The following is a 25,606-nucleotide window of genomic DNA, read 5'->3' as shown; positions in this document are numbered from 1 at the left end:
CGATGCTAATAGCGGCCCCATGACGATGCGGGGCTCGGTCCAGCCCGGCCGGCGCCCCGCCGGCTCAGCTCCGCCGGTAGCGGTCGACCGGTCCGGAACCGGCCGGGATGCAACGGTGGGGTGGGGCCGCCGGCACCGTCGGCCAGCGCCGTCAGCATCTCGGTCAGGGCGGCGCGGCCGCTGTGGACCGGCTGCCAGCCCAGCTCACGGCGGACCCGGCCGCTGTCCAGCGTCGGCAGGCTCAACAGCAGGGCGACCAGCTGGTCGTCGGCTGGGACCAGGTGCAGCCGCCAGCCCGCGCCCACCGCCGTCTTGGCGACGGAGCCAGGGACGGAGACGACCCTGGCCTGGAAGATCTCGCCGAGGGCTGCCGCGTCGATCACGTCGTCGGTCGCCACGTTGTATGCGCCGTTGGCCGGGCCATGCACCGCCAACCGGACCGCCGCGCCGACGTCGTCGGCGTGGACTGCCTGGAAGCGCAGGCCGGCCGGCACGGCCAGCACGCGCAGCCGGCCCGGCCGCAGCAGGCTCCTCGGCACCCACGGGCCGGCGAAGATCCGGCCCTGCGAGCTGGCCGCGGCTCGCTGGAACACGAAGCACGGTCGTAGCCGCACCACCCGCATCTCGGGATGGCGTAGCTCGAAGCCATCGAGGAAGCGTTCCAGATACGACTTCTCGCGCCCGTACGCCGCGGTGGGCAGGCTGTGCGTGGGCCAGTCCTCGCTCACCCGCTGCCCCGCGCCGGACGAGTAGGCGCCGACCGACGACACGTAGACGAGCGTGCGGACGCCAGCCGCGGCCGCCGCCTCGAAGGTCGCGATGCCGCCCCGGACGTTGACATCCCAGGTGGTCACCGGGTCGTGGGTGGGTTGAAAGGCCCAGGCCAGATGCACCAGAGCATCGGCGCCACGCAGGTGAGTGCTCAGTCCAGGCGACCGGATGTCCGCCGCCACGAACGACGTACCGGGCGGGCTCCATGACGGCCGGCGCCGCGCGATCCCGGTGACGTGCACACCGTCGTCGCGGGTCAGCGCGGTGACGACACTGGTGCCGAGGTTTCCGGTGGCTCCGGTGACGGCGACCTCCATGGATCCTCCCTCACGGCACAGTCGCGATACCGAACACCCGCTGAACGGCCCGCACCCGCATCGCCTCGACCATCGAGATCTGCCGCACCGCGCCCTCGATCAGCTCATCGGTGCGCTCCGGGTCCGGCCGGCCGTGCTCGGCGCCCACGGCTCGCAACGTCCGCCACGCATTCGCCTGGCCCTCGACACCCAGGCGCAGCATCTCCAGCTCGACGATGGTGCTCAACGGTGACCGGGTCAACAGGTGCCCGTTGAACTTCAGCCGCCCGGCGAGCTCGGCGGCCGCCGCCGTGTACAGCTTGTACCGGCGCACCGGCACCTCGAGCTCGGACATGATCTCGGTCAGGGTGTTCCGGTCCTTCGCGAGCTCCTCGGCCAGCTCCGACAGCTGCTCACCCACGGCCGAGCCCTCCAGGCGCCGGGCCAGCCGGCGGCCCAACTGCACCGTCGCGGTGGCTCCGGCCAGATGGTCGTTGAGGTAGATGCCGAGCAGTCCCGACTGCGGGACGGTGGTGTGGTCGGTGGGGGCGGTGGACACCAAGGCTCCTTCCGAATCAGCGTGTGAGCCGAACCCGTCGGACGGCACACGCCGTCAATCGCGTGGCCGGTACTCGTCCTTCGGGGTGTCCATGTCCATGCCGCCGTCGCCGCCGCGCCCACTGGGCGACTCGGGCTCCGGCACCCCCTCCGGCCCGCCGGGCATCTCGTCGGCCACTGTCGTCGACGTGTGTTCGTCGGCGAAGTCGCCGTCATCGGAGCGGTCGTGGTCTCGCCGGGTCATCGGGCACCTCCCGGAATCGGGTTCGGGTGACCCGTACCCACGGCGCGCGAGGTTACCGGTGGAGTCGGGTGCCCGCCGCTGCACGCCACGGCGGGCACCCGAGACAGGTAGGTTGCGACCCCGGCCTCCGCAGCGAACCGGGGCCGCAACCTGCGCCCGACGTCACCGTGGATTCGTACGTCGGGCGTTCATGGGCCCTACCGTTTCGGCCCGGTAGGGCGGTTTTCCTGGCCGGATCCCTGCTGGCCGTCGTCGTGGCTCGGTTTGCCCGGCGGCGCCTCCGGAGGATCCGGCTTCTCCGGCTTGCTGGTCTGTTCCGGCCGCTGGGCGTTGTCCGGTGGGGAGTCGGGCTTGCCCGGCGGAGTGTCGGGCTTGCCCGGCGGAGTGTCGGGCTTGCCCGGCGGAGTGTCGGGTTTCTCCGGTGGCGTGTCAGGGTTCCCCGGGTCGTCGGGCTTCCCCGGTGGGGTCTCCGGCTTCCCAGGGTTCTCGGGTGGGACGGGCTTCTCCGGCCGCTCCGGCTTCACCGGGTTGCCCGGGTCTTCCGGCTTGCCGGGCGGGGTGTCTGGCTTGCCCGGCGGGGCGTCGGGTTTGCCGGACGGCGTCGTCGGGTCCGGCCGATCGTTCTCGGTCTGCTCCGGAGCACCGCGATCGGACTCGCCCCGGCTGGGCATCTCGTCGCCGATGTCGACGACCGCAGGCCCCGGCTCGTGGTCGAAACTGATCGGTGTCACGGACTCGATCAGCGACTCCACCCGAGCCTGGGCGCCGTCGGGCAGCGCTCCGGCCGCGGTGGCCGCCGTCAGCCCGGTGAACAGCACGGCCGCGCCGGCGACGGCCCGAGCGCGGGGGCTGGAACCCGCCAGCCAGGCGCGCAGGCGGCTACCGGCCGGTTGGGCGTTCGGGACCGGGGCGGGCTGGACCCCGGTGAAGTCACCGCTGGCCATCCGTGCCGCCAGCTCCTCCGACGCCGCGACCGGACGGGTGCCGGCAGCACGGATCTCCCGAACCGCACCGGCCAGCGGCGCGAGCTCGGGCCCGACCGGGGCCTTGCCGGTGAGCAGGGCCTGGATCGCCGCGTCGTCGAGTCCATGCGGAGGAAGCATCTCGTTCAGGTAATCGCCGCCGGACGCCGTAGGGGTACGGCCTCTACCGAACTTTTTTTCGCAGCGCTCCCAAGCCGCGCCGCTGCAGCGCTTTGACCGCGCCCGGTGACTTGCCGACCACCTCGGCCACCTGTTCGACGGTGAGATCGGCGACGATGCGCAGCACCACCACCTCACGCTGGTCGGGCGAGAGCGTCGCGCACAACTCCAGCACCCGCCGCAGGCCGATAGCGTCGATGGCGTCGGCCTCGGCGTCGCCACCCGGCCGGTCCAGCAGGACGGGGTCGTCCGTGGGTGTCGCCGGACGCCGGACCGCGCGGCGACGTTCGTCGATCAGCCGCCGGTGGGCGATGGTGAACACCCAGGAGCGGAACTGCGTCTCGGTGCCGTCGAAGCCGCTCAGCCCGGCGAAGACACCCAGGAACACCTCACTGGTGAGGTCCTCCGGCTCCGCGGCGCCCTGAAGGCGCAGGTAGCCGGCAACGGCGGGGGCGAGCTCGGCGTAGAGGCGCTCGAACGCCCACGACGCACCGGAGCGCGCCGCGGCGAGCATCGCGTCGAAGTCGTCGCCGATTTCCGCTCGCCTCCCGCCTCACCTCGCCTCGACCGTGGTGACCGTCTCGTAGGCCAGAAGATTACGGGCAGGTCAAGGCTTTCCGGAATGCGCGAGGAGAATGGTGCGTGTGGACAGTGAGATCATCGAGCTTCGTACCGGCTCCGACCTGGTCACAGATGTGACCTCCGACGTGCATCGGTTCTGCCGCGGCCGCGGCGACGGCCTGTGCCACCTGTTCGTGCCGCACGCAACCGCCGGGCTGGCTCTGATCGAGACCGGCTCCGGCACCGAGCCCGACCTCGCCGGCGCCGTCGACCGCCTGCTACCGCGTCAGGACATCTACCGGCACCGCCACGGCAGCACAGGCCACGGCCGCGATCACGTGCTGCCGGCGTTCGTGGCCCCGTCGCTGGTGTTACCCGTGCTCGATGGCGAGCCCGCGCTCGGCACCTGGCAGAGCGTGGTGGTGGTCGACTCCAACGTCGACAATCCGGACCGCCGGCTGCGTTTGTCGTTCGTCGCCGGCTGACCAGCGATCGCGGCGACGTCGTTGACCGCTGCCGGTTTCGGGTACGTGTCCCACGGAACGGCACGTATCGCACCCTGGAGGTGAGACCACCGTGCAGCGAGGCAGCGACAAGCACGGCCCCCGGCAGGATGACGAGCTCAAGCACGAGCTCGAGGGCATGGAACGCTCCGGCCAGCCCACCAGGGTCGAGGAATGGCGCGACCCGGAACCGCCGGCCGACGACGACCCCGAGACCGCTCCGGCCGCCGCCGACCGTCTGCGCGACGGCACCCCGTCCGACGACGATTGATCACGTCGGGTCGGCCGAGGCACGCTTCTACGCCGAGGACGTGGTCGGGTCGGCCGAGGCACGCTTCTACGCCGAGGACGTGAACAATGGCCGAGGCACGCGAGAAGAACGCCTGGTGGGAAGCCCACCAGGCGTTCTTCTCGTACTCTTCTCAGGACGACAGCGTCAGCTGGCCCACTCCAACAGCGGCTGGCGGCGCTGAGGGTCGCGCAGCTCGGCGATCGACTGCTTCTCCAGCTGCCGCACCCGCTCCTTGGTCAGGCCGACCCGTTCGGCGACCTCCTGCAGTGTGCGCTCACGCCCGTCGTGCAGGCCGTAGCGCAGCGTGACGATGAGTGCCTCGCGCGGCGGCAGCGTGTCCACCAGGGCGCGGACCTCCTGGCCCAGCGCCTTGAACTCCGCGACGTCCGGCGCCGCCATGACCTCGGTGTCCTCGATGAGGTCGCCGATGCTGGTGCTGCCGTCCTCGCCGACCGGGGTGTCGAGGCTGACCACGTCACGCGAGATGCGTCGCAGCTCCCGCACCCGCTCGGGCGTGAGCTCGGCTTCCTCGGCGACCTCCACGGCGGTCGGCTGCCGGCCCAGCGACACGCTGAGCTTGCGCTCGATGCGGCCGATCTTGGACAGCGTCTCGACCACGTGCGCCGGCAGCCGGATCGTGCGGGCCTTGTCCGCGCGGGCTCGCTCGATCGCCTGCCGGATCCACCACATCGCGTAGGTGGAGAACTTGAAGCCCTTGTTGTAGTCGAACTTCTCCACCGCCCGGATCAGCCCCAGGTTGCCTTCCTGGACCACGTCCAGGAAGGACAGCCCGGTATTGCGGTAGTACTTGCGCGCGGCCGATACCACCAACCGCAGGTTGGCACGGATCATGTGGTCCTTGGCGCGCTCACCGTCGCGGACGAGGGCCTCCAGCTCGACCCGCGGCCGGTCCGGCTCGCGCCCGGCGTCGTCGGCCTGGTGCAGCAGCTCGGCGGCGTACACGCCCGCCTCGATGCGCCGGGCGAGCTCCACCTCCTCCGCGGCGGACAGCAGCGGGGTGGCGCTGATCTGCTTCAGGTACTGCCCGACGAGGTCGTAGTCCTCGTGGGGCTGGCGCGGTTCGCTGCGCATCGCGACCGCACCCTCAGCGTGTCCGTTGGTCATCATGGAATCTCTCAACCATCTCGTCGTGCGTAGAGCCCCACCAAGGTTCCGTGTTCGCGCATCACCAAGTCGACGCTCGGTGGAAATAGTGGTGGTGGGGCAGGTCCCCTGTGGGAGGTGCCGGGCCACCCCAGCCGCTCTCCCGAAGCCGTGGGGCAACTCGCCGCCCCGCTCCGGCTTCCGTACCTGTCCAACGCCGGCGCTGCTGGGATCTATTCCGGCGACCCCCTCGGGGCGGGGTCACGCCCCGTGGTCAGGGCCATGTCTCGCGACCTCCTTGTCTTGTCCGTACCCCCGGCGCCACGATTGACACCATGACCCCGGACCGGGAGGAGCTGCAGGAGTACCGGCAGAAGCGTTCCTTCGACAAGACGCCGGAGCCCCGCGGCGGGCGGGCCCGTGACCGGTCCGGCAACCGGTTCGTCGTCCAGGAGCATCACGCCCGGCGCCTGCACTGGGACTTGCGCCTCGAGCATGACGGCGCGCTTGCGTCATGGGCGCTGCCGCGCGGCTTCCCGGAGTCACCGGACGAGAACCGGCTCGCCGTGCACACCGAGGACCACCCGCTGGAGTACCTGACGTTCGAAGGCGACATCCCGGCGGGTGAGTACGGCGCTGGCAGCATGACCATCTGGGACCAGGGCACCTACGAGGCGGAGAAGTTCCGCGACGACAAGGTGGTCTTCCGGCTCGACGGCGACCGCGTGAGCGGGCACTTCGCGCTGTTCCGCACCAAGGGCGACGACTGGATGATCCACCGCATGGACCCGCCCGCCGACAGCGGCGACCCCATGCCGAGTTCGCTCACACCGATGGCGGCGACGTTGTCGACGCTGCCGCCGGACCAGGAGAACTGGGCCTTCGAGATCAAGTGGGACGGCGTGCGGGTGGTCGCCTACGGCGAGCCGGGCCGCCTGCGGCTGTTCGGCCGCAACCTGCGCGAGTTCACCCGGCAGTACCCGGAGATCCGGCCCATGATGAACGACATCGGCGCCCGGCGGGTGGTCCTCGACGGCGAGCTGGTGGCGTTCGACGACTCCGGCAAGCCCAGCTTCCAGCGGCTGCAACCGCGCATCCACCTGACCTCCGACGCGGACATCCGCCGCCAGCAGCGGGTCAGCCCGGTCGTCTACGTCATCTTCGACCTGCTCTACCTCGATGGCCGGTCGTTGCTGCGACTCCCTTACGAGGAGCGGCGGCGTGAGCTGAGCGGGCTTGGCCTGAACGGGCCGAACTGGCAGGTGCCCGACTACCAGCGCGGCGACGGTGACGTCCTGCTCGACGCCACCAGCCGGCAGGGGTTGGAGGGCGTCGTCGCCAAGCGGTTGGCGAGCCGGTACCAACCGGGCAAGCGAACCCGCGACTGGCTCAAGATCAAGAACGTGCTGAGCCAGGAAGTCGTGATCGGCGGCTGGGTACCCGGACAGGGCCGGCTCAGCGGACGGTTCGGGGCGCTGCTGGTCGGTTACCACGACGACGGCGCGCTGCGGTTCGCCGGCAAGGTCGGCACCGGCTTCGACGACGCCACCCGCGGCCTGCTGCAAGATCACCTCGACGCACTACGGACGGATGAGAGTCCGTTCACCGGGCGGCAGCCGCAGAAGGACGCCGTCTTCGTCCAGCCGGAGTTGGTGTGCCGGGTGGAGTTCGCGAACTGGACCGAGACGGGCACGATGCGGCATCCGTCGTTCGAGGGCCTCATCGAGGACAAGCCGGCCAGGGACGTCGTGCGTGAGAAGCCGGCGCCGCCCCCACCGCCCGAACCGGAGGAATGACACCGTCGGCGTCGGGTACAGGCCTCTCGATGACCCGTGACCGGGTTGGACCGGGAGGCGCTGTGAGATGGACGTCATTGTCATTGTCCTGATCGTGCTGGCCGTGCTGGCGGTCTTGGCTGCCGTCGGTTTCTGGGCGTTCGGGCAACGGAACCGTCGCGAGAAGGCCCAGCAACAGGCCGCTGAGGAAGAACGCGAGCGGGCCGCCGCCGCGGAACGGGCGGCCGAACGGCAACAGGCACAGGCTGACGAGCTCGCCGCGAAGGCGCGTCGCGAACGCGCCGAAGCCGCGGAGAAGGAGGCCCGGGCCGAGCGGCTGCGGGCGAACTCGGAGCAGGAGGCGGCCGCGGCGACCGAACAGCGGCGCACCGCGGACGCGCTCCACCCGGCCGCCGGCGACGAGCCGCCTACGACGGCCAGTGGCGAAACCCGTCCGACGGCGGGCGACGAGGGCGTCGCAGACAACCCCCGCCGCCCGGACCGGGACGACGCCGAACACCATCGGGACGAGCCGCCGACAGGGCTCTACGACCAGCGCGGTTGGTGACCGGTCAGGGCTCTTCGGGCAGCCGGCCGGTGGAGATGATCCGTTCGGCCACCACCCGCAGCTTGATGTTGTTGTGCCGGGAGTAGCGCCGGAGCAGGCTGAAGGCACGCTCGGCGTCGAGCCCGTACCGCTCCATCAGGATGCCCTGCGCCAGCCCGACGACATGACGAGCGCTGATGGCCTGCCGCAGGCCGGACTCCTCGCGAGCCGTGGCGAGCGCGATGGAGGCGTGTCTGCCGAAGATCTCGGCGACATCGAGGTCGTCCTCGTCGAACGCCTTGGGTTCGTTGGCGTACAGGTTCAGCGAACCCACGGTGCCGCCCGTGGTGTACAGCCGGACGGACAGCAGGCTGTGCAGCCCGAGTTCGGCGGCCCGGGGCCCCCACTCCGGCCACCGGCTGTCCGAGCTCAGGTCGTCCACGATGAATGACGAGTGGCTCTCGATGGACCGCACGCACGGGCCCTCGCGGAGTTCGACCTGGAACTGGTCGGCCTTCCCCACGCGCGGATCGGTCACCATCGCCGTTTCGATCTTGCCCTGGCCGTGCAACAACATCACGCCGGCGTCGTCGCACGCCGTGGCGTGCTGGGCGTACTCGACGATGCGTTCGAGTGTGGCCTCGACATCAGGCTCGTCGTGCAGCGCGAGTGCCATTTCGGCGAAGTCACTCGCATCGGGATCAGCCATACTCGCCCCTCCGAAACTGCGACCAGCGCAGTCACCATGATGCCCATTTCGGAGCATCCGTCCGTACACCAACCCACCTGCAACGGTACCGGGATCGCATCATGCCGTGTCGAAGCGGTGGCAGCGGGTATGCAAACCAGCGAAATCATGACACCCCAGGCGCACCTCGTGACAGACCGGAAGGGTGATCCATGTACAAGGCCCACCATGTCGCCCACGCGGTGGTCACCGGAGGAGCCGGCTTTCTCGGCTCCCACCTGTGCGATGCGCTGTTGCGCTCGGGATACGCCGTTACCTGCATCGACAATTTCGAGACAGGTCGTCGCGCGAATCTGGAGCACCTGCGCGACGCGCGGTCCTTCACGCTCGTCCGCGGTGACATGACCGACAAGGTCGAGGTGGACGAGCCCTTGGACGTGGTCTTCCACCTCGCCGCGCCGGCCACACCGAGCGACTACCTCATGGACCCGGTCGCCGCGATGCGGATCGCCAGCGTCGGCACCATCAACGCGCTCGACCTGGCGCGGGCTCAGTCGGCCCACTTCGTACTCGCCTCGACGTCCGAGGTCTACGGCCCGGCCACTGACGAGCCGACTAGAGAGGACGACGCCGGCCAGGTGAACCCCGCAGCCGGCTACGGCGCCTACTACGAGGCTCGCCGCTTCGCCGAGGCCCTCACCACCGCCTACCGGACGACCTATGGGCTGCAGACCGCGATCGCCCGCATCTTCGGCACCTACGGTCCGCGGATGCGGCTCGACGACGGCCGGATGCTGTCCCGGTTCATCCGCCAGGCGCTGGCCGGTGCTCCCCTGACGGTGCAGGGTTCGGGTACGGAGACCCGGTCGCTGTGCTACGTCGACGACGCGGTGGCCGGTGTCATGGCTCTGGCCTCCGGGACGTACCCAGGGCCGGTCAACATCGGTAACCCGGACGAGGTATCGGTGTTGTCCATCGCCCGCGAAATGGTGGAGATCGCCGGCCAGGACGCGGAACTGGTCTTCGTCGAGGCGTCCCCGACCGAGGTGCACACCCGGCGACCGGACATCTCACTGGCCCGGCAACTGCTGGGCTGGCGGCCGCGAACCAGCATCGCCGATGGGCTGGCCGATACCCTCGCCTGGTTCCGGGATGCCGGTGTCCGGCATGTCTGACCATCCGGCGGCGGTGCCCGCCACCCGCTCGCTCCCGGCCCTGCGCGCGGCTGCGGCCGAATGCGAGGCGTGCGACCTGTACCGGAACGCCACCCAGACCGTGTTCGGTGCGGGTGCGCGCAGCGCTCCGATCGTGATGGTCGGCGAGCAACCCGGCGACGTCGAGGACCGCGAAGGTGAGCCCTTCGTCGGCCCCGCCGGCAGGCTGCTGGAGCGCGCCATGAGCGAAGCCGGGCTGCCCCGCTCCCGCGTCTACCTCACCAACGCCGTCAAGCATTTCAAGTTCCGGCCGGTCGGCAAGCGCCGCATCCACGAGAAGCCCGACGCCGAGCAACTGTCGGCCTGCCGGCCCTGGTTACGCGCCGAACTCGCGGCGGTACGCCCCCAGGTCGTGGTGGTGCTGGGCGCCACCGCGGCGGCCACGATCGTGGGACGGTCGTTCCGCGTCAGCCGTGAGCGCGGCCGGGTCCAGGAATGGGCCAACCTCGTCGACCGCTCACCACTCACCACCGAGGACGGCCCTCCGATCGACGACGCGCTACTGGTCGCCACGGTGCACCCCTCGGCGGTCCTGCGCTCCCGTGACCGCGACACGGCCTACGCGGAGTTCGTCGCCGACCTGCGTACCGTCGCCGAGCTCCAGCTCTGAGGGCGGCCGGGTGCGATCGTCGATACGTCACCTCCGAGGACGGTGTGGCTCGTGCATCTGATCGTTTCGCGCAGAGATGTGACCTACCACGGTCACACTGTCCACACCGACCACGGCACCACCTGGTGGACCGCCCCCGCCGGCCACACCTACCCCGTCGAGCCCGAACTCGTCGGGGCGATCGTCGCCAGACCGCCCGATCCGCCGGATCCGTCCGCCACCCGCAACGCACCCGAGCCCCCACCTTTCTGAGCCCGCCCACCTGCGCTGGGTTCGGGCCGGTGGGCATGGCGAGGCGCTCCGGTGGGTACGGGCGGGAGGCATGGTTCGGCGATCGGAAGGATCCACATGTCATCGGAGGTCGTGCTGTTCGCGCCGTTGCCGGTGCTCACCGTGACCATCGAGGAGCAGGGCGGCGAGCCGGACATCCACCTGCATGCCGGTAGCCAGGGCGTCTGGCAGGCCAGGATGCTGGTCACGCTGGGCGCGCCGGTCACCATGTGCTCGGTGCTCGGCGGCGAGAGCGGGACCGTGCTGCGGCACCTGATCGAGGACGAGGGTGTCACCGTCCGTGCGGTGCAGGGCACCGGGCACAATGGCGCATACGTGCACGACCGGCGCGACGGCGACCGGCAGGAGATCGCCGAGGCGCCGGCCACTCCGCTCACCCGGCACGAGCTGGACGAGCTCTACGGGTTGACGCTCAGTGCCGGTATCGACGCCGGCGCGGTGGTCCTCAGCGGACCGTCGGACCAACACACGCAGCACGACGCCGTTCCGCCGGACGCGTATCGCCGGCTCGCGGCGGACCTGCGGGCGGTAGGGCGCCCGGTGATCGCCGACCTCGCCGGCGAACGGCTCGCCGCCGTCCTGGCCGGTGGCGTCACCGTGCTGAAGGTCAGCCACGAGGAACTCCTCGAAGACGGCCGAATCACCGACACCGACCAGGACTCCATCGTGAAGGCCATGCACACCCTCCAGGACGAGGGTGCGGACAACGTCGTCGTCACCCGCGCGGACGAGCCGCTGCTGCTGCTCGCCGGCGACACCGTCAGCGAAGTCCGGATGCCCCGGTTGCAGGCGGCCGACTCCCACGGCGCCGGCGATTCGCTCACGGCGGGGGTGGCGGCCACGTTGGCGAAGGGCGGAAGCCTCGATGAGGCAGTGCGGCTGGGCGCTGCGGCGGGCATGCTCAACGTCACCCGGCACGGCTTGGGCACCGGCGACGTCGAAGCCGTGCTGAAGCTGCGCGAACTGGTGACGGTGACGGCGCTGGGGTCGTCCGCGCGCGGGTCCTCTGCGAAAGTGACGCCCCAGGATCTGGCAGAGCGGGCCCGCGGGTCGTGAGCCGGCCACTGCGCGCCCTCGTCACCAACGACGACGGCATCGACTCGCCCGGACTGCACCGGCTGGCCGCGGCGGCCCGCGACTCCGGGCTCGAAGTGGTGGTGGCCGCGCCGGCCGAGCAGTCCAGCGGCGCCAGTGCCTCGATCATCGCCGGGGTCGAGAGCCGCGACCGCATCACCGTCCGCGAGCGCGAGATCGCAGGACTGGAGGGCCTGCCCGCCTACGCCGTCGGAGCGGCGCCCGCGCTGATCTCGCTGATCGCGGCGCACGGCGCGTTCGGTGAGCGGCCGGACCTGGTGCTGTCGGGAATCAATCACGGCGCCAACCTCGGACAGGTCATTCTGCACTCCGGCACGGTCGGTGCGGCCCTCACGGCCGGGGTCAACGGCGCCCGTGGCCTGGCGGTCTCGCTCGATGTCGGGCTCGAGGTCGAATGGGAGATCGAGCGGCCGGCCGCGGAGCCGCACTGGGACACCGCCGCGCGGGTCGCCTGCCGCGTCATCCCGTTCCTGGCCCGCCAACCCGCCGGGACCGTCCTCAACCTCAACGTTCCCGACGTCGACGACGAAGCCCTGGCTGGCCTACGCGTCGCCCCGCTGGCCGAGTTCGGCATCGTGCAGACCACCATGACCGAGCACACCGAGGGCGACATCCGGCTGACCGTCGCCGACAACTCCGAGGACCCGACACCCGGCAGCGACGCCGCCCTACTGGCCGAGGGCTACGCCGTCGTCACCGCGATCCAGTCAGTACGCGAGACCGACCGGCCCCCTCTCGACGAACTCGCCGGCCTCGCCGTGGGCGGCTCCGAGGGCGGCAGCGGCTACGCCCGCACCAGCCGGACCGCGTAGCCGGCACCGTCCTGATGCACGGCGCGGACCGTCCAGGCAGTGCCTGCGACCAACGTCCGGAACCGCGGCTGCGTCGTCGCGCTCGATGACGGTGAGACTTCGCCGGGGCGGGCGCCGGAACGCCAGCTGCGCTGCAGGATCCGGCCGAACGCGTCGCCGACGTGTGGCTCTGGGGCACCTGTCATCTCAGCATTCTGCTGGTGCCGTCACCGCCGGCTGAACCCCGGTGATCAGTCGGTGAACGTCGCCACCACGGGGGCGTGGTCGGAGTCGGCGGCCGCCGCTCGGACCCGAGGGTCGTCGGTGACCGAGGGCAGGCCGCGGTCGATCACGCTGTCGGCCTTCTCGATCCGCCCCAGCAGCCGATGCGACACCAGCACGTGGTCGATCAGTTCGCCGCGGCCACGGTAGACGCGGCTGTAGCGGCGCTCCTCCGGGATCAGCGGCGCGGTGTTCCACAGGCGCCACGCGTCGCCCTGGTCGGGGCGGTCCGCGCCGGGCGTGCCGATCTCCGATCCACCCGGGCCGAGCAGGATCTGGGTGGTCGCCGCGGCCGGCTCGTCGTTGAGGTCGCCGCAGACCACCACTGCCCGGCGCTCACCGTCACCGTCGAGCAGTGTGTTGGCCCAGTCGCGGACGGTGGCCGCCTCGGCAGCGCGCCGGTACAGGGCGTAGGCGCCGTACCGGGCGCGTTCGGACTCGTCGCGCGGGTTGAACCGGCCGCCCGGATAGCTGAGCAGCTTCGACTTGAGGTGGCAGGTGACGACGTCCACCCGCTCGCCGGCGGCGGTGCGGACCCGGGCCCGCAGTGCCCCACGACCCATCTCCTCGGTGAGGGCGCCGCCGTCGGTGGCCCGTACCGGCCCGACGCCCGGGGCGAACGCGCTGAGGTCCTCCGTCTCCTCGACCGGCAGCCGGGACAGCACACCGACTCGGATGCCGCGGCTGTCCGGATGCTCCGACAGGTGCGTGCTCCAGCGGCCGTCGAGGCGGGCCACCAGGTCGCCCAGCGCCGCGGTCTCGCCGACCTCCTGCACGCCCAGGACGTCCGGCGCGATGCGGTCGATGGTGCCGGCCAGCGCGTCGAGCTTGGCCTCGTAGGCCGCGTCGTCCGGTGGGCGGCCCGACTCGTCGCCGGGCCGGAACAGGTTCTCCAGGTTCCACGTGCCGATGACGACCATGGCGCCGACGCTACCGGTTGGTCCTATGCTCGGCAGGGTCAGCGAACGCCGAGCGCCTCCCCGGAGTGAGACATGGCAGAGACCGACATCCTGGCCAGGATCCAGCACCTCGTCGAGGACGAACGGCAGCTGCGCGACCGGCTGCAGGCCGGCGAGATCTCCACCGACGAGGAGCAGGCTCGCCTCCGCAGCGTCGAGGAGCAGCTCGACCAGTGCTGGGATCTGCTGCGGCAGCGCCGCGCCCGCGCCGAGGCCGGGCAGGACCCGGACGAGGCTACGCCGCGGCCGGTCGACGAGGTCGAGAAGTACCTGCAGTAACGGCCCGGGCATGAATCTCGACGAAGCGGCGGACCAGCTGTACGCGCTGCTGCCCGAAGAGTTCGTCGAAGCCCGCAACGGCCTGGCCAAGCAGGCAAAGGGTGAGGGCGAGGCAGAGGTCGCGGCCCGGATCAAGGCGCTGCGCAAACCGACCTTGGCGGCGTGGCTGGCCAACCAGGTGGCCAGGGAACGCTCCGACGAGGTCGCGGAGCTGGCCGAACTCGGCGGGGAGATGCGCCGGGCGATGTCGTCCATGGACGGCGACCGGCTGCGCGACCTCACCGGGCGCCGCAAGGAACTGGTCGACGGTCTGGTCAAGCAGGGGCGGAAGCTGGCCCGCGATGCCGGGCAGAAGCCCAGCGTCGAGATGATCGAGAGTCTCACCGAGACCCTGCTGGCGGCCATCGCCGACCCCCGCGCCGCCGACGAGCTGCGCGCGGGCCACCTCGCGCACCCGTTGCAGCATGTCGGTTTCGGTGCGGTGGCCGACGACGACGAGCCGGCTCAGGTCATCTCGCTGTCAGAGGCGCGGGTGGCGCGAGGACAGCGGCTCGAGACCGCCCGGACGGGCCGCCGCCCGGCACGGTCGGCGGAGGAGTCACCGCAGGCCTCCGACGACGAGGCCGCCGAGTCGGCTGGCGAGGAGACCGCCGACCGGACCGCCGCCGAACACGAGCTGAGTGAGGCCGAGAACGCCGTCGACGCGGCCGAAGACCGGCTCGACGACCTGGAAGCCCAGCTCGACGAGCACCGCAAGCGGCTCGAGGACGCCCAGGCGACGGTCGAGCGGCTCACCGCGGAACTGGCCGATGCCCGCCGTGAGGTCGAGGAGGCTCGTGACGACGTCGAGTCGTCCGAGGACGACGTCGACCGAGCCCGTCGCGACGCCGAACAGGCACGCCGCCGTCGGCGTTCGGCCAAGCAGCGGCTGGGCGAACTCGGCTGAACTGCATGGTCATGTTCCCTCGCGGTCGCCTGGCGTCCGCGAGGGAACATGACCATGGGGTGGTCAGCCGAGCTTCACGATGTCGTGCAGCACCGCCGGGTAGTCCGTGATGATGCCGTCGACACCCAGGTTCAAGAACTGGCGCATCAGCTGCCCGGTGTTCAGGGTGTAGACGCTGATGGTCATGCCGAGCTCGTGCACCCGGTCCACCAGCTGCTGGTCTGTGACCCTGTAGCTGGGGTTGATCTGCTGGGCCCACTCGCTCGCCTCGACCAGCACCTCGTCGCTCGGCCGGCTGCCGTACAGCAGGCCGATCGGCACCTCCGGGGCGATCTCGTGGTAGGTGCGCATCGAGTCGATGTTGAACGACTGTGCGACGTAGCGCCCGCTGCGCAGGGCCCGGTCGAGCCAGCGGGGAATGGACGCCAGCTCCTCGTGGATCTCGGCCTCGATGCCCGGGTAGAGCTCCGGCGCCTTGAACTCCAGCAGTAGGCCGGTGCGGTTGCCGAGCGCCTCGACGCCCTCGCGCAGGGTCGGCACCGGCTCGCCGGCGAAGTCGTCGGAGAACCAGCTACCGGCGTCGAGCTGCTTCAGCTCGGCGAGCGTGAAGTCGCCGACGTTCCACGGCGCCCGGTCCGGGAAGACCTCCTCGACGTTCGTCGTCCGGGCCAGCGTCGTGTCGTGCATGAGCACCAGCTCGCCGTCGGCGGAGCGCTGCACGTCCACCTCGACGAAGGTGGAGCGCTGGGCGACGGCGTACTCGATGGCCGCCACCGTGTTCTCCGGCGCCGACCCGGAGGAACCGCGGTGGGCGATGTCGACGACCTCGACGCGGTCCGGCTTCGCGGCGGGTTGGGCCGGTGCGGCCAGCGCCGGGGTGGCGGCGGCCAGGCCGATCACGGCAGAGAGGGCGAGTCCGCTGGTCACGAGAGTTCGCTGCATGTCAGGGCACTCCTTGGTCCGGGGATGACTCGGAACTGGCATGGCCATGTCAGCTTTGTCACGAATAGTGTCACAAGAATGGCCGGTGGCTGAACTGCCGACGACCATGCGGAGATCCGGCCTCGAGGGGTGACAATGGGCGTCGACCCATTCAGCCTGGAGGCGCCGGTGGCCCGAGGACCCGTGTTGCTCACGGTGGAGGACGATCCCGCGGTGAGCCGCGCGATCGCCCGTGACCTGCGTCGTCGCTACGGCGGCGACCATCGGGTGGTGCGCGCCGAGAGCGGCCGGGCCGCTCTGGACGTGCTGCGCGAGCTGACCCTGCGAGGCGAGGCCACCGCGCTGATCCTCGCCGACTACCGCATGCCCGGTATGAGCGGCATCGATTTCCTCGAGCAGGCCATGGACGTCGTCCCACAGGCCAAACGGGTGCTGCTGACCGCCTACGCCGACACCGACGCCGCCATCCGTGCCGTCAACGACGTCGACCTCGACCACTACCTGGTCAAACCATGGGACCCGCCGGAGGAACACCTCTACCCGGTACTCGACGAGCTACTGGAGCGCTGGGCGCGTGACAGCCGGCCCGGCTTCGAAGGCGTCACACTGCTGGGTCACCAGTGGTCTGCCGAAACCCAGGGGCTCAAGGAGTTCCTGACCAGCAACCAGGTGCCGTACCGGCATCTGCGCGGCGCCGAGGGCTCCGCCCTGCAGGAAACGGCGGGCATCTCCGACACCGCGCTGCCCGCCGTCGTCATGCCGGACGGGGTGGTGCTCACCTGCCCGCCGCTGCGTGACGTCGCCGAGCGGCTCGGCCTGGCCACCACCGCGGGCAGCCCTCTCTACGACCTGGTGGTCATCGGCAGCGGGCCGGCGGGGTTGGGTGCCGCGGTCTACGGCGCCAGCGAAGGGCTGCGCACGCTGCTGGTCGACCGGGCCGGGGTCGGCGGCCAGGCCGGCCGGAGCAGCCTGATCGAGAACTATCTCGGCTTCCCGCAGGGTGTCTCCGGCGCCGAGCTCGCCCAGCGTGCCCGCGACCAAGCCGTGCGCTTCGACGTCGAGATGCTCACCGCGGCCGCCGCCGTCGACGTCGTCGCCCAGGGCGAGGGCCGGGTGGTCCGCTTCGACGACGGGCACGAGGTCACCGCGCACGCCGTCGTCATCGCCACCGGCGTCTGGTGGTCCAGGCTGCCGGCCGCCGGCGCCGACGACCACGCCGGGCGCGGCATCTACTACGGCGCGTCCGCGCACGAAGCTCCCGGCTGCAAGGGTGAGGACGTCTTCATCGTCGGCGCGGCCAACTCCGCGGGGCAGGCCGCGCTGCACTTCGCCCGGTACGCCAACCGCGTCGTCATGCTGGTGCGCGGCCCCGACCTGCGGCTGCGGATGTCGGCATACCTGGTCGGGCGCATCGAGGCCGACCCGCGCATCGAGGTGCGCACCTGCACCGAAGTGACGGCCACCGAGGGCGACGGCCGGCTCGAGCGCATCGTCGTCACCGACACCCGCGACGGCGGCACCGAGACACTGCCCGCCTCCCGCATGTTCGTGTTCATCGGAGCCGAGCCACCGACCAGCTGGCTCGGCGAGCAGTTCGCCCGCAACGAGCGTGGCTTCCTGCTCACCGGCCCGTCCCTGCTCGACGACGACGGCCGCCCGCCGCGCGGGTGGCCGCTCGCCCGCATGCCGTACCACTTGGAGTCCAGCGTCCCGGGCGTCTTCGTCGCCGGCGACGTACGCGCAGAGTCGGTGAAGCGCGTCGCGTCCGCCGTCGGCGAGGGCGCCATGGCCGTCACGCTGGTGCACAAATACCTGGAGGCGACGTGACCACCGGCATGCCGATCGACGTCGAGGAGCTGCGCACGCTGTTCCTCTTCGAAAGAATGACCCCCGAGCAGCTGTCCGAGGTGGTCGCGGTCAGCGACGTCCGCGCCTATACGGCCGGCAGCGCCGTCTACCGCGCCGGCGAACCGTCGACGGCGCTCTGGGTCCTGCTCGACGGCACCCTGCGGCTGGTGCGGCACGCCGACGGCGAAGAGGTCGTCGTCAACGAGACGGACTACCGCGGTGCGTACGCGGGAGCGGTCCGCGCGTTCGCCACCTCGGCCGCGGCCGCGGCCTACCCGACATCGTTGCACGCGGTGACCGACTGCCGGTTCCTGCACTTTCCCGCTGAGGCGTTCGCCGCGTTCGTGCACAAGTGGTTCCCGATGGCGGTGCACCTGTTCGACGGGCTTTACCTGGGCATCCGCACCACCGAGGCGACGGTGCGCCAGCGCGAGCACCTGGCCCAGCTGGGCACGTTGTCGGCAAACCTGGCGCACGAGCTCAACAACCCGGCGGCGGCCACCGTCCGGGCCGCGGGGCAACTGCGCGACCGGGTCGCGCACATGCGGCAGAAGCTCGGCATGATCGCCTCGGGAACGTTGGACCCGGTGGTGATCGCCCGGCTCATCACGATCCAGGAACGCGCCGTCGAGATCGCGTCGAAGAAACGCGACCCGCTCACGCCGCTGCAGGAGACCGACCTCGAGGACGAACTGGCCGACCACCTCGAGGGCCTGGGCATCGACGGTGCGGTCGACCTGGCATCGGTGTTCGTCGCCGCCGGCCTCGACACCACCTTCATCGACGATGTCGCCGCCGAGGTGGGAGATTCCCTCGACGCCGCGCTGCGCTGGCTCGGCTACACGCTGGAGACCGAGGCGCTCATGGACGAGGTCGAGGACGCCTCCAACCGCATCTCCACCCTGGTCGCCTCCGTCAAGCAGTACACCCACCTCGACCAGGCGGCCCACCAGGAGGTCGACCTGCACCCCGGCCTCGACAGCACGCTGGTGATGCTCGGACACAAGCTCGCCGACGTCGACGTGCGCCGCGACTACGACACCACCCTCCCGCCGGTGCCGGCGTTCGCCGCCGAGCTGAACCAGGTGTGGACCAACCTCATCGACAACGCCGTCGACGCGATGAACGGCCATGGGCTGCTGGAGCTACGCACCTACCGCGACGGCGACTGGGCCGTCGTCGACGTCACCGACCACGGTCACGGCATCCCGGAGGAAGTCCAGGGCCGGCTGTTCGAGGCATTCGTCACCACCAAGCCAATCGGCGAGGGCAGCGGGCTGGGCCTGGACAACGCCAAACGCATCGTCGAGAAGCGTCACCGCGGGACCATCACGTTCACCACCGGCCCCGGCGGCACGACCTTCACCATCCGGCTGCCACTCGCACCGAGCGCCTGATCGTTCCCGGAAGCCTGGAACGTCACCGCTCGACATGGACCACTGGTCTACGCTTTACCGGCATGTCAACTTTCGTCCATCTCGGTCGGTAAGTGTCGTGCCTGTGACCGAGCCACGACTCAGCAGACGGACGTTCCTCCAGCTCAGCGGGGTCAGCTCGGCAGCTCTCGCGCTGGGCATCTCCGCGCCGGAGGCCATGGCCGCCGACGATCCCGGCCCGCTGCCGGACGGTGTCTTCGGCCTGGGGGTCGCATCGGGCGACCCGAGCCAGGACGGCGTCGTGCTGTGGACCCGGCTGGCGCCGCAGCCTCTCGCCCCGGACGGCCACGGCGGCATGCCGGCCCGCCCGGTGCCGGTGCGCTACGAGGTCGCCACCGACGAGAGCTTCCGCAAGGTCGTCCGGCGGGGCGCCGCAGTGGCCTCGCCGGAACTCGCACATGCCGTACATCCGCAGGTCGACGGGCTGGAACCGGGCCGGGAGTACTTCTACCGGTTCCACGTCGGCCGCCAGGTCAGCCCGGTCGGCCGGACGAAGACGCTGCCGTCGTCGGATCAGCGGGCCACGGCCTTCCGGTTCGCCACCGCGTCCTGCCAGGCGTGGTACCACGGTCACTTCACGGCCTATCGGCATCTGGCCGCGGAGGAGCTGGACGCGGTCTTCTTCCTCGGCGACTACATCTACGAGTACGCCATCACCGCCTCGAACCTGTGGCGCGTGGGCGCATCGGTGCCGCCGGAGCACGGGGTCGAGATCCAGACGCTGGAGCAGTACCGGCTGCGCTACGCGCTGTTCAAGACCGACCCGTACCTGCAGGCGGTGCACGCCAAGGCGCCGTGGATCGTCACCTGGGACGACCACGAGGTGCAGAACAACTACGGCGCCGACGGGTCCCGCTACGGCGTCAGCCCGGAGCACTTCGTGCACCTGCGCGCGGTGGCGTACCGCGCCTTCTACGAGAACCTGCCGGTGTCGCTGTCGGTGCTGCCGGAGGGCCCGGACAGCACGGTGTACCGCCGTTTCGACGCCGGCGCCCTGGCCCGCTTCCACGTGCTCGACACGCGGCAGTACCGCGACGAGCCACCGGTCGACGTCGCCGACCAGTACGCCGAGGAACGCACCCTGCTGGGGCCCGAGCAGGAGCAGTGGCTGTACGACGGCCTCACCAGCTCGCCTGCCACCTGGAACGTCGTCGCCAACGGGGTCACCGTCACGGCGATCACCGAGAACCGCACCGACCAGTGGGACGGCTACCCGGCCAACCGCGCGCGCCTGATCGCCGCGATGCGGCGGAGCAGCAATCCGGTCGTCCTCACCGGCGACATCCACAAGCACGTGGCCGCCGAGCTCAAGGCCGACTTCGCCGACCCGTCCTCCCCCACCGTCGGCGTCGAGCTGATCTGCACGTCGGTCGCGTCCGACGGCGACGGCGCCCCCACCGACTCCTACACGCCGGACTGGGTGCAGCACCCGTACGTGAGGCTCTACGACGGCCGGCGCGGCTACGTCCACGTCACGCTGACCCCGGACGGGATGACGTCACAGTTCAAGATCGTGCCGTGGATCGAGGCGGACGCGGACGCGCCGCTGGAGACCGTGGCGACGTTCTTCACGCCGGCCGGCGCGCCGGGTCTGGAGCAGGTCTCATGAGCGGGCGGCACGTCCCGGCGGTGACCGGGCTGCGCGGGCAGGGCGAACTGGGCCGGATCATCGTGGACTGGACACCGCTGCCGTGGGCCGTCGTCGTCGACCACTACGCGGTCTACGGGACACCCGGCACCGGCGATGTCGCGGTGGAGCCGGCCAACCTCCTGACGAAGACCGTGTACCCGCGGTTCGTGCACCGCGGGCTCGGTGGCGACGGCGCGACCTGGACGTACCGCGTCGTCGCCGTCGACGCCGCCGGCTCGCGCAGTAAGCCGTCGCAGCCGCTGACCGCCAGCAGCCAGGAGTCGGTGACGGCCAGCGGCACTCCGTTGGCCGTGGTCGGCGAGTACGACGGCAAGGGGCTGGAGTTCGCGCTCTCCCCCGGCGGCTACAGCCAGTACCCGGCAACGTTCCCGAACGGCATCGACTTCCGCCACGGCACGGACGACGCCGGGACCGGCTGGAGCTACCTGCATCCGGGACCCGCCGACGGCTGGGCCGGCCGGCGCACCCACACCTTCCGGCTGCGCGTCGACCTGGACGCCGTCCCTGCCGGCGAGGTCTGGCTGGCGCTGTGGCTGATCGACAGCCACGCGTCGATCCCCGGTTCGGCGGTGCTCGACATCAACGGCACGACGGTCGATCGGCTGGTCTTCGAGGGCGGTGCGACCCGCGGCTCCACCGTCGGCGACAGCACCCTGCCCGGCTCGCCGCTGCGCCCGTCGTACGTCGAGCGGCAGCTGCCGCCGGGACTACTGCTGGCCGGCGAGAACGTGCTGACGCTGACCAAGGACGACGGCTCCTGGATCGCCTACGACGCCATCGGGCTGTTCACCATGTCCTGACCGGTCAGCGCAGGATGCCCTCGTGCAGGGCGCGAAGCACGGCGTTGGTGCGGTCGCGGGCGCCCAGCTTGAGCAGGATGGTCGAGACGTGGTTCTTGACCGTCCCCTCCGCGAGGAACAGCGCGCCGGCGATCTCGCGGTTGCTGTAGCCCTCCGCAACCAGCCGCAACACCTCGAGCTCCCGCTCGGTGAGGTCCTGCACCGGTGGGGCGTCGACGCCCACCGGTGACGGGCCGGAGCGGATGGCGCGCAGCAGCCGGTCGGTGATGGACGGTGCGATGAGCGTGCCGCCCGCGGCGAGGGCCTCGACGGCGCGGGTGAGCTGCTCCAGCGTCACGTCCTTGAGCAGGTAGCCGCGGGCGCCGGCACGCAGGGCGTCGAGCACGAGCGTGTCGTCGTCGAAGGTGGTCAGAACCAGGACCGGGACATCGGCGCCGCGCTCGCGCAGCTGTTCCAGCGTCCAGATGCCGTCGTGCCGGGGCATTCGCAGGTCGAGCAGCACGACGTCGGGCTCGGTCTCGTCGATGATGTCGAGGGCGGCGCCTCCGTCGTCGGCCTCACCGACGACCTCGATGCCGGCGACGTCGAGCAGGCTGCGGATGCCCTGCCGGACGAGGGTCTGGTCGTCGACCACGGCGACGCGGGTCATCGGGGCGCCACCCCGCCGGCCATCCGGGCGGCTGTTCGGGCGGGCATCCGGGCGGTCACGCGGAACCCGTTCCGGCCGTCGTAGTCGACGTCGCCGCCGAGCGCGGCGAACCGCTCCGTCATGCCGCGCAGCCCGTTGCCGGCGACGACGGCGGGTGCGCCCTGGCCGTCGTCGGCGGCCGTCAGCCGGATCGCGTCGCCGTCACGGACGATGTCGACCCACAGCTCGCGCGCGCCCGCGTGTCGCAGCGTGTTCGTGACGATCTCCTGCATCGCCCGGACCAGCACTCCGGTCTGCTCCTCGTCGACCTCGACGTCCGCGCCGATCTCGACCCCCACGTCCAGTCCCGGCACGTCGCGGCCGACGCTGCGCAGGGCCTCGCCGAGCTCGGTGGACGGCGCGGTACGCAGCTCGCCCACCGTGGAGCGCACGTCGGCGAGGAGATCGCGAGCCACTCGGTTGGCACGGTCGACGTGCTCGTGCGCCGCCTCGCCCGGCCGGTGCCGGGCCGCCTCCAGCTCCAGCGTCAGAACGGTGAGCTGGTGACCGATCAGGTCGTGCAGGTCGCGGGAGATGCGCAGCCGTTCCGCGGTTCGGGCGGCGTCCTGCAGGAGCACGCTCGCGGCCTGCAGCTCGACATGGGTCTCGGCCAGCTCACGACGCAGCTGCTGCTCGCGCCGGATCGTGACCACGCTGAGCACCGACGCGACCTGGATCAGGGCGTAGAAGGACGCCCCGAAGAGCAGGCCCATCGCCTCCTCGTCTCCGCGCCACAGGGACAGGGTGATGACGACGGTGTTGAGCGCGACCACCACCAGGTTGGCGGAGAGCCGGACGACCTCGGTGCCGGCCGCGGCGACGACGACCAGCAGCACGGGCAGCATGCCGGAGTTCGGCACGGTGAGCACGACCACCCACCCCAGCACCACCACAGCTCCGTAGGAGGCACGTTTCGCGGCCGGCCACTCCTCCAGGCTGAAGGTCACGAGGATCGCGGAGAAGGTCAGGAGGAACAGGCCCACCCACAGCGGCCTGGGCACGTCCGGATCGGCGGCACCGATGATCACCGGGATGCCGAGGCCGGCGCAGAGGACGAGCATCGTGAGGCCCGACCACTCCTCCGGGCCCAGTCGTCGCATGCCACCACGATAGATGCCGCCTGAGCGGCCCCGGGGGTGCCGAAAGTCATCCACCGGATCGCTGACGTTCGGCACAGGCGCGCGGGGGCACGCGATGTCTAGCGTCGAGACATGAACGAACCTGCCGTTCTCGTCGAACACGTCCACAAGCGCTACGGCGACAAGACCGCCGTCGACGACATCAGCCTGCGGGTGGAACCCGGCGAGGTCCTGGGCATCCTCGGGGCCAACGGAGCCGGCAAGACCACGACGGTCGAGATGATCGCCGGGCTGCGCGCCCCGGACCGCGGCAGGATCTCGGTGCTCGGCCTCGACCCGCGCCGCGACCGGGCCGCGTTGAGCCAGGTGCTCGGAGTGCAGTTGCAGCAGGCCTACCTGCACGGCGCGCTGACCGTGGCCGAGCTCGTCGGCCTCTACCGCACCTTCTACCCGGACCCCCGCCCGGCCGACGAGCTGCTCGACCTGGTCGACCTGCGAGAGCAGCGGCGCATCCGGTTCGAGAAGCTCTCCGGCGGCCAGCAGCAGCGCCTGTCGATCGCCCTCGCACTGGTCGGACGGCCCCGGGTGGTGATCCTGGACGAGCTCACGACCGGCCTGGACCCGCGGGCGCGGCGGCGCATGTGGTCGGCCATCGAGAACCTGCACGACGAGACGGTGCTGCTCGTGAGTCACGCGATGGACGAGGTGGAGCGGCTGTGCGATCGGGTCGCTCTCCTGGACGCCGGGCGGGTGATCGCCCTCGACACACCCGCCGGGGTCGTCGCGCAGGCCGGCACCGAGACCCTCGAAGACGCTTTCGTCGCCCTGACCGGCAAGGACCTGGAGCTGGAGGAGGACGCAGCATGAGTACCGTGGCCGCCGTGCGGCCGGGTCTGAGGTCCTGGCTGACGCTCGCCCAGTGCGAGGCCAAGATGGTCGTCCGCGACACCGCCGGGCTGGTCGTGCCGATCGGGCTGCCGCTGCTCATCCTCGTCATGAACGCGTCGGCGGCCAGTTCCGAGATCGTCGAGAACGGGCGGTCGGCACTCGACGTCTACGTCCTGCCGCTGGTGTTCACGATCGTGATGGCGTCGATCGGGATCATCAACATGCCGAGCTTCCTGGCGTACTACCGCCGCTCCGGCATCCTGCGCCGGCTCGCCGTCACACCCGCGTCGCCGGCGATGGTGCTGGTGGCACAGATGCTCGTCAGCCTGGTGCAGGCGGTCATCGGCATCGGGCTGGCGTTCGCGATCGCGGTGCTCGCCTTCGATGCCCGTCCGCCGGTGAACGCCTGGGCCGCCGTCGGGGTCGTCGCACTCGCGATCGTCGCGATGTACGCGATCGGCATGGTCGTCGCCGCGCTCGCCCCCACCCCGAACTCCGCCGTCGCGATCGGTCTGGTCGGCTTCTTCGCCTTCGGTGCGCTGGGTGGGCTGTTCGGCGGCACCAACGCCCTGCCGGACGCGGTGGCCCGGGTCGGCGAGTGGCTGCCGTTCGGTGCCTCGGTCGAGGCGCTGTCCGACGCGTGGGCGGGATCGTCGGTGGACGCGGCACATCTGGTGTCGCTGGGCGTGACCACGGTCGTCGGGGTGACGGTGGCGGCGGTGGCGTTCCGGTGGGAATGACCGGGGCCGTCGGTATGAGTGCCGCGGTCGCGTTCGTGGTCGTGTTCACGCTCGACGGGTCGACGCGGCCCGGGTACCGGCCGATGTACCACCCGGTGAGCGCGCTCGCGCTCGGCTCGCGTGGCTGGCTGCAGACCGCGAACTTCCTGCTCTGCGGTGCCGGCGTCGTGGTCGGCGCAGCCGGGCTGTGGCCGGACCACCGCTGGGTCGCGCTGGCGCTCGGCATGCTCGGCCTGGCCCTGGTCGCATCCGGCGTCTGGCCGATGGACCCCATGCGGGCCTATCCGCCCGGCACGCCCGCGACGACGCCGTCGTCGTACTCCCGGCGGCACCAGCTGCACGATCACGCCGGCGCCGTCGTCTTCCTGGGCTTCCCTGTCGTGGCGGTGGTCGCTGCGTTGGGCGGACTGGACAGCTGGCTGCGCGTGTACTCGGCGGCGACGGCCGTCGCGTGCGCGCTCCTGGCCGGTGCGTTCAGCACCGCCTGGGAACGCGACGCGCCGCGGACCGGTGGCTGGCAGCGGCTCTTCCTCGTCACCGGCTGCGCCTGGCTGGCTGTGCTGTTCGCGACGGCGTGAGCCTCGGC

29 protein-coding genes are annotated in these 25,606 nt (G+C 71.1%); 17 read left to right on the top strand and 12 right to left on the bottom strand.

Annotation, left to right across the window (positions count from 1 at the left end):
* Positions 1-5: 5 nt before the first annotated feature.
* From JIAGA_RS27280 to JIAGA_RS0103290, 5 genes are all read right to left on the bottom strand, one after another.
* On the bottom strand, positions 6-1,088 hold the full coding sequence (locus JIAGA_RS27280; protein WP_051425643.1) for an NAD-dependent epimerase/dehydratase family protein: 1,083 nt from the start codon (positions 1,086-1,088) through the stop codon (positions 6-8).
* A 10-nt stretch (positions 1,089-1,098) separates the two neighbouring features.
* Positions 1,099-1,626, bottom strand: a complete 528-nt coding sequence (locus JIAGA_RS0103305) for a hypothetical protein (RefSeq protein ID WP_051426571.1) — start codon at positions 1,624-1,626, stop codon at positions 1,099-1,101.
* Between the two features lie 54 nt (positions 1,627-1,680).
* The gene (locus JIAGA_RS0103300; protein WP_026874563.1) at positions 1,681-1,869 is read right to left on the bottom strand and encodes a hypothetical protein; all 189 of its coding nucleotides are present in this window, start codon (positions 1,867-1,869) and stop codon (positions 1,681-1,683) included.
* A gap of 197 nt (positions 1,870-2,066) precedes the next feature.
* The gene (locus tag JIAGA_RS32715; protein ID WP_026874562.1) at positions 2,067-2,972 is read right to left on the bottom strand and encodes a hypothetical protein; all 906 of its coding nucleotides are present in this window, start codon (positions 2,970-2,972) and stop codon (positions 2,067-2,069) included.
* Between the two features lie 43 nt (positions 2,973-3,015).
* Positions 3,016-3,525 carry an RNA polymerase sigma factor gene (locus tag JIAGA_RS0103290; RefSeq protein ID WP_026874561.1) on the bottom strand — a complete coding sequence of 170 codons (510 nt, stop codon included), beginning with the start codon at positions 3,523-3,525 and terminating at the stop codon, positions 3,016-3,018.
* A gap of 121 nt (positions 3,526-3,646) precedes the next feature.
* On the opposite strand from JIAGA_RS0103290, the gene JIAGA_RS0103285 reads away from it, so the two are divergent.
* Both JIAGA_RS0103285 and JIAGA_RS27270 read left to right on the top strand, forming a co-directional pair.
* Positions 3,647-4,057, top strand: a complete 411-nt coding sequence (locus JIAGA_RS0103285; RefSeq protein WP_425402765.1) for a YjbQ family protein — start codon at positions 3,647-3,649, stop codon at positions 4,055-4,057.
* A gap of 91 nt (positions 4,058-4,148) precedes the next feature.
* Positions 4,149-4,346, top strand: a complete 198-nt coding sequence (locus tag JIAGA_RS27270) for a hypothetical protein (RefSeq protein WP_035812033.1) — start codon at positions 4,149-4,151, stop codon at positions 4,344-4,346.
* Positions 4,347-4,511: 165 nt separating this feature from the next.
* On the opposite strand, the gene JIAGA_RS0103275 is transcribed toward JIAGA_RS27270, so the two are convergent.
* Positions 4,512-5,459, bottom strand: coding sequence for a sigma-70 family RNA polymerase sigma factor (locus JIAGA_RS0103275; RefSeq protein ID WP_026874559.1), 948 nt, complete (start codon positions 5,457-5,459; stop codon positions 4,512-4,514).
* A 347-nt stretch (positions 5,460-5,806) separates the two neighbouring features.
* On the opposite strand from JIAGA_RS0103275, the gene ligD reads away from it, so the two are divergent.
* Together ligD and JIAGA_RS32710 are read left to right on the top strand one after the other, a co-directional pair.
* Positions 5,807-7,267 (top strand): non-homologous end-joining DNA ligase, encoded by a 1,461-nt coding sequence (gene ligD, locus JIAGA_RS27265; RefSeq protein ID WP_084469435.1) that lies wholly within the window; start codon positions 5,807-5,809, stop codon positions 7,265-7,267.
* A gap of 67 nt (positions 7,268-7,334) precedes the next feature.
* Positions 7,335-7,814, top strand: coding sequence for a hypothetical protein (locus tag JIAGA_RS32710; RefSeq protein WP_051425641.1), 480 nt, complete (start codon positions 7,335-7,337; stop codon positions 7,812-7,814).
* Between the two features lie 4 nt (positions 7,815-7,818).
* On the opposite strand, the gene JIAGA_RS0103260 is transcribed toward JIAGA_RS32710, so the two are convergent.
* On the bottom strand, positions 7,819-8,502 hold the full coding sequence (locus tag JIAGA_RS0103260; protein WP_026874558.1) for a GAF and ANTAR domain-containing protein: 684 nt from the start codon (positions 8,500-8,502) through the stop codon (positions 7,819-7,821).
* Positions 8,503-8,693: 191 nt separating this feature from the next.
* Here JIAGA_RS0103260 and JIAGA_RS0103255 point away from each other — a divergent pair, with 191 nt between their 5' ends.
* The 4 genes from JIAGA_RS0103255 to surE all read left to right on the top strand — a co-directional run bounded on the left by JIAGA_RS0103255 (position 8,694) and on the right by surE (position 12,503).
* Positions 8,694-9,656 (top strand): NAD-dependent epimerase/dehydratase family protein, encoded by a 963-nt coding sequence (locus JIAGA_RS0103255; protein ID WP_026874557.1) that lies wholly within the window; start codon positions 8,694-8,696, stop codon positions 9,654-9,656.
* Positions 9,649-10,305 (top strand): UdgX family uracil-DNA binding protein, encoded by a 657-nt coding sequence (locus JIAGA_RS0103250; RefSeq protein WP_035813330.1) that lies wholly within the window; start codon positions 9,649-9,651, stop codon positions 10,303-10,305. The genes JIAGA_RS0103255 and JIAGA_RS0103250 overlap by 8 nt, the downstream gene beginning before the upstream one ends.
* Positions 10,306-10,653: 348 nt before the next feature.
* A complete protein-coding gene (locus JIAGA_RS0103240; RefSeq protein ID WP_026874554.1) occupies positions 10,654-11,652 on the top strand; it encodes a 1-phosphofructokinase family hexose kinase in 999 nt (332 codons plus the stop codon).
* Positions 11,649-12,503 (top strand): 5'/3'-nucleotidase SurE, encoded by an 855-nt coding sequence (gene surE, locus JIAGA_RS27255; protein ID WP_211239491.1) that lies wholly within the window; start codon positions 11,649-11,651, stop codon positions 12,501-12,503. Before JIAGA_RS0103240 ends, surE begins: the two co-directional genes overlap by 4 nt.
* Here surE and JIAGA_RS0103230 read toward each other — a convergent pair.
* The gene (locus JIAGA_RS0103230) at positions 12,476-12,688 is read right to left on the bottom strand and encodes a hypothetical protein (protein ID WP_026874553.1); all 213 of its coding nucleotides are present in this window, start codon (positions 12,686-12,688) and stop codon (positions 12,476-12,478) included. The genes surE and JIAGA_RS0103230 overlap by 28 nt on opposite strands.
* Positions 12,689-12,733: 45 nt before the next feature.
* On the bottom strand, positions 12,734-13,684 hold the full coding sequence (locus tag JIAGA_RS0103225; protein ID WP_026874552.1) for an endonuclease/exonuclease/phosphatase family protein: 951 nt from the start codon (positions 13,682-13,684) through the stop codon (positions 12,734-12,736).
* A 72-nt stretch (positions 13,685-13,756) separates the two neighbouring features.
* Here JIAGA_RS0103225 and JIAGA_RS0103220 point away from each other — a divergent pair, with 72 nt between their 5' ends.
* Both JIAGA_RS0103220 and JIAGA_RS0103215 read left to right on the top strand, forming a co-directional pair.
* Positions 13,757-14,002, top strand: coding sequence for a DUF2630 family protein (locus JIAGA_RS0103220; RefSeq protein ID WP_026874551.1), 246 nt, complete (start codon positions 13,757-13,759; stop codon positions 14,000-14,002).
* Positions 14,003-14,012: 10 nt separating this feature from the next.
* The gene (locus JIAGA_RS0103215) at positions 14,013-14,948 is read left to right on the top strand and encodes a hypothetical protein (RefSeq protein WP_026874550.1); all 936 of its coding nucleotides are present in this window, start codon (positions 14,013-14,015) and stop codon (positions 14,946-14,948) included.
* Between the two features lie 63 nt (positions 14,949-15,011).
* On the opposite strand, the gene JIAGA_RS0103210 is transcribed toward JIAGA_RS0103215, so the two are convergent.
* The gene (locus tag JIAGA_RS0103210; RefSeq protein ID WP_026874549.1) at positions 15,012-15,890 is read right to left on the bottom strand and encodes a glycerophosphodiester phosphodiesterase; all 879 of its coding nucleotides are present in this window, start codon (positions 15,888-15,890) and stop codon (positions 15,012-15,014) included.
* A 135-nt stretch (positions 15,891-16,025) separates the two neighbouring features.
* On the opposite strand from JIAGA_RS0103210, the gene JIAGA_RS0103205 reads away from it, so the two are divergent.
* The 4 genes from JIAGA_RS0103205 (at position 16,026) to JIAGA_RS0103190 (ending at position 21,625) form a co-directional block, all read left to right on the top strand.
* Positions 16,026-17,717: an NAD(P)/FAD-dependent oxidoreductase gene (locus JIAGA_RS0103205; protein WP_051425637.1), complete on the top strand. Its 1,692-nt coding sequence runs from the start codon at positions 16,026-16,028 to the stop codon at positions 17,715-17,717.
* Positions 17,714-19,135, top strand: coding sequence for an ATP-binding protein (locus JIAGA_RS0103200; protein ID WP_026874547.1), 1,422 nt, complete (start codon positions 17,714-17,716; stop codon positions 19,133-19,135). Before JIAGA_RS0103205 ends, JIAGA_RS0103200 begins: the two co-directional genes overlap by 4 nt.
* Positions 19,136-19,238: 103 nt before the next feature.
* A complete protein-coding gene (locus JIAGA_RS0103195) occupies positions 19,239-20,783 on the top strand; it encodes an alkaline phosphatase D family protein (protein WP_026874546.1) in 1,545 nt (514 codons plus the stop codon).
* Positions 20,780-21,625, top strand: a complete 846-nt coding sequence (locus JIAGA_RS0103190) for a polysaccharide lyase family protein (RefSeq protein ID WP_026874545.1) — start codon at positions 20,780-20,782, stop codon at positions 21,623-21,625. The genes JIAGA_RS0103195 and JIAGA_RS0103190 overlap by 4 nt, the downstream gene beginning before the upstream one ends.
* A 4-nt stretch (positions 21,626-21,629) precedes the next feature.
* Here the strand turns inward: JIAGA_RS0103190 and JIAGA_RS0103185 are convergent, their stop codons facing one another.
* Both JIAGA_RS0103185 and JIAGA_RS27250 read right to left on the bottom strand, forming a co-directional pair.
* Positions 21,630-22,274, bottom strand: coding sequence for a response regulator (locus JIAGA_RS0103185; protein WP_026874544.1), 645 nt, complete (start codon positions 22,272-22,274; stop codon positions 21,630-21,632).
* Complete coding sequence (locus JIAGA_RS27250; protein WP_051425635.1) at positions 22,271-23,413, bottom strand: sensor histidine kinase; 1,143 nt, start codon at positions 23,411-23,413, stop codon at positions 22,271-22,273. The genes JIAGA_RS0103185 and JIAGA_RS27250 overlap by 4 nt, the downstream gene beginning before the upstream one ends.
* 111 nt (positions 23,414-23,524) lie before the next feature.
* Here JIAGA_RS27250 and JIAGA_RS0103175 point away from each other — a divergent pair, with 111 nt between their 5' ends.
* From JIAGA_RS0103175 to JIAGA_RS0103165, 3 genes are read left to right on the top strand one after another with little or no spacing between them, the layout of a single operon-like run.
* Positions 23,525-24,259, top strand: coding sequence for an ABC transporter ATP-binding protein (locus tag JIAGA_RS0103175; protein ID WP_026874543.1), 735 nt, complete (start codon positions 23,525-23,527; stop codon positions 24,257-24,259).
* On the top strand, positions 24,256-25,020 hold the full coding sequence (locus JIAGA_RS0103170; RefSeq protein WP_026874542.1) for an ABC transporter permease: 765 nt from the start codon (positions 24,256-24,258) through the stop codon (positions 25,018-25,020). The genes JIAGA_RS0103175 and JIAGA_RS0103170 overlap by 4 nt, the downstream gene beginning before the upstream one ends.
* Positions 25,017-25,598, top strand: a complete 582-nt coding sequence (locus tag JIAGA_RS0103165; RefSeq protein WP_026874541.1) for a DUF998 domain-containing protein — start codon at positions 25,017-25,019, stop codon at positions 25,596-25,598. Before JIAGA_RS0103170 ends, JIAGA_RS0103165 begins: the two co-directional genes overlap by 4 nt.
* The last annotated feature ends 8 nt before the right edge of the window (positions 25,599-25,606 follow it).

It is taken from the genome of Jiangella gansuensis DSM 44835 (assembly GCF_000515395.1).
Taxonomy (GTDB): Bacteria; Actinomycetota; Actinomycetes; order Jiangellales; family Jiangellaceae; genus Jiangella; species Jiangella gansuensis.
This window is presented reverse-complemented; position numbering and strand designations above follow the sequence as displayed.

Excerpts from the sequence above, each read along its gene's own strand:
- JIAGA_RS27280 (WP_051425643.1), bottom strand. The coding sequence starts at position 1,088 with ATGGAGGTCGCCGTCACCGGAGCCACCGGAAACCTCGGCACCAGTGTC.
- JIAGA_RS0103300 (WP_026874563.1), bottom strand. The coding sequence starts at position 1,869 with ATGACCCGGCGAGACCACGACCGCTCCGATGACGGCGACTTCGCCGAC.
- JIAGA_RS32715 (WP_026874562.1), bottom strand. The coding sequence starts at position 2,972 with ATGCTTCCTCCGCATGGACTCGACGACGCGGCGATCCAGGCCCTGCTC.
- JIAGA_RS0103290 (WP_026874561.1), bottom strand. The coding sequence starts at position 3,525 with ATGCTCGCCGCGGCGCGCTCCGGTGCGTCGTGGGCGTTCGAGCGCCTC.
- JIAGA_RS0103285 (WP_425402765.1), top strand. The coding sequence starts at position 3,647 with ATGGTGCGTGTGGACAGTGAGATCATCGAGCTTCGTACCGGCTCCGAC.
- JIAGA_RS0103275 (WP_026874559.1), bottom strand. The coding sequence starts at position 5,459 with ATGCGCAGCGAACCGCGCCAGCCCCACGAGGACTACGACCTCGTCGGG.
- ligD (WP_084469435.1), top strand. The coding sequence starts at position 5,807 with ATGACCCCGGACCGGGAGGAGCTGCAGGAGTACCGGCAGAAGCGTTCC.
- JIAGA_RS32710 (WP_051425641.1), top strand. The coding sequence starts at position 7,335 with ATGGACGTCATTGTCATTGTCCTGATCGTGCTGGCCGTGCTGGCGGTC.
- JIAGA_RS0103260 (WP_026874558.1), bottom strand. The coding sequence starts at position 8,502 with ATGGCTGATCCCGATGCGAGTGACTTCGCCGAAATGGCACTCGCGCTG.
- JIAGA_RS0103255 (WP_026874557.1), top strand. The coding sequence starts at position 8,694 with ATGTACAAGGCCCACCATGTCGCCCACGCGGTGGTCACCGGAGGAGCC.
- JIAGA_RS0103250 (WP_035813330.1), top strand. The coding sequence starts at position 9,649 with ATGTCTGACCATCCGGCGGCGGTGCCCGCCACCCGCTCGCTCCCGGCC.
- JIAGA_RS0103240 (WP_026874554.1), top strand. The coding sequence starts at position 10,654 with ATGTCATCGGAGGTCGTGCTGTTCGCGCCGTTGCCGGTGCTCACCGTG.
- JIAGA_RS0103230 (WP_026874553.1), bottom strand. The coding sequence starts at position 12,688 with ATGACAGGTGCCCCAGAGCCACACGTCGGCGACGCGTTCGGCCGGATC.
- JIAGA_RS0103225 (WP_026874552.1), bottom strand. The coding sequence starts at position 13,684 with ATGGTCGTCATCGGCACGTGGAACCTGGAGAACCTGTTCCGGCCCGGC.
- JIAGA_RS0103220 (WP_026874551.1), top strand. The coding sequence starts at position 13,757 with ATGGCAGAGACCGACATCCTGGCCAGGATCCAGCACCTCGTCGAGGAC.
- JIAGA_RS0103215 (WP_026874550.1), top strand. The coding sequence starts at position 14,013 with ATGAATCTCGACGAAGCGGCGGACCAGCTGTACGCGCTGCTGCCCGAA.
- JIAGA_RS0103210 (WP_026874549.1), bottom strand. The coding sequence starts at position 15,890 with ATGCAGCGAACTCTCGTGACCAGCGGACTCGCCCTCTCTGCCGTGATC.
- JIAGA_RS0103205 (WP_051425637.1), top strand. The coding sequence starts at position 16,026 with ATGGGCGTCGACCCATTCAGCCTGGAGGCGCCGGTGGCCCGAGGACCC.
- JIAGA_RS0103190 (WP_026874545.1), top strand. The coding sequence starts at position 20,780 with ATGAGCGGGCGGCACGTCCCGGCGGTGACCGGGCTGCGCGGGCAGGGC.
- JIAGA_RS0103185 (WP_026874544.1), bottom strand. The coding sequence starts at position 22,274 with ATGACCCGCGTCGCCGTGGTCGACGACCAGACCCTCGTCCGGCAGGGC.
- JIAGA_RS27250 (WP_051425635.1), bottom strand. The coding sequence starts at position 23,413 with ATGCGACGACTGGGCCCGGAGGAGTGGTCGGGCCTCACGATGCTCGTC.
- JIAGA_RS0103175 (WP_026874543.1), top strand. The coding sequence starts at position 23,525 with ATGAACGAACCTGCCGTTCTCGTCGAACACGTCCACAAGCGCTACGGC.
- JIAGA_RS0103170 (WP_026874542.1), top strand. The coding sequence starts at position 24,256 with ATGAGTACCGTGGCCGCCGTGCGGCCGGGTCTGAGGTCCTGGCTGACG.
- JIAGA_RS0103165 (WP_026874541.1), top strand. The coding sequence starts at position 25,017 with ATGACCGGGGCCGTCGGTATGAGTGCCGCGGTCGCGTTCGTGGTCGTG.